Origin of the sequence: Arenibacter lacus, from assembly GCF_008711145.1 — a bacterium.
Lineage (GTDB): Bacteria > Bacteroidota > Bacteroidia > Flavobacteriales > Flavobacteriaceae > Arenibacter > Arenibacter amylolyticus.
Window position 1 is genome coordinate 1 of record NZ_VVIN01000220.1, and the last position, 641, is coordinate 641.

The 641-nt window shown below is 43.1% G+C and carries 1 protein-coding gene; it reads right to left on the reverse strand.

Going from position 1 to position 641, the window contains the following annotated elements:
• Positions 1 to 641 (reverse strand): M50 family metallopeptidase (locus tag F1E73_RS17245; RefSeq protein ID WP_150452692.1); only part of this gene is annotated, 641 nt, incomplete at both ends.

Genomic DNA, 641 nt, shown 5'->3' on the forward strand with positions numbered 1-641 from the left:
TAAAAATGCCAACCACACGGAAAACATCGCCATAAAACTCCAGAAGAAGGTCCAGTCCCACACCGCAGGCATCATTTCTACAATCCCAATAGGTCCCTTTACTTGCTTATAAGCGCCTGTTTTGGTGTTAAAGATCACCTTAAACTGCCGTATCTGATCCGTTAGTACCTGAATGGTCCTATGATATCCCGCTGGGATGGCTTCTAAGAAGCTATAGTTATCCGTAACACTTAGGTCTGCATAGTCTAACAATATTCCTATAACGCCCTCTTCGGGAACCACTAGGTCTATATGCTCTGTCTGTCCGTTCCTTAAAACACTGATATCTAATTTTTGGTTAACGGAAGATCCTATTTTCCCTCTAAACTCGTTCCAAAATATGGTTTCTTCTCCGTTTACACCCACAATTTGGTCTCCTGGTAACAATCCTGCTGCCTCAGCTACGGAATTGGGTTGTACCTCTGCAATGATTGCTTTGGATCTATACCCCAAGAAATTCTTACCCTGAGTGGCAAAAACCGTTTCCTTGCCTTCATCGGACAAGGGGAAGGTAATTTCCTTTCCATCGCGCCTAACGGTAACTTCATCCCCAAGAATAATATCCAGTACTGCTTCATTGAATTTTTTAGTGGGCTTATCAC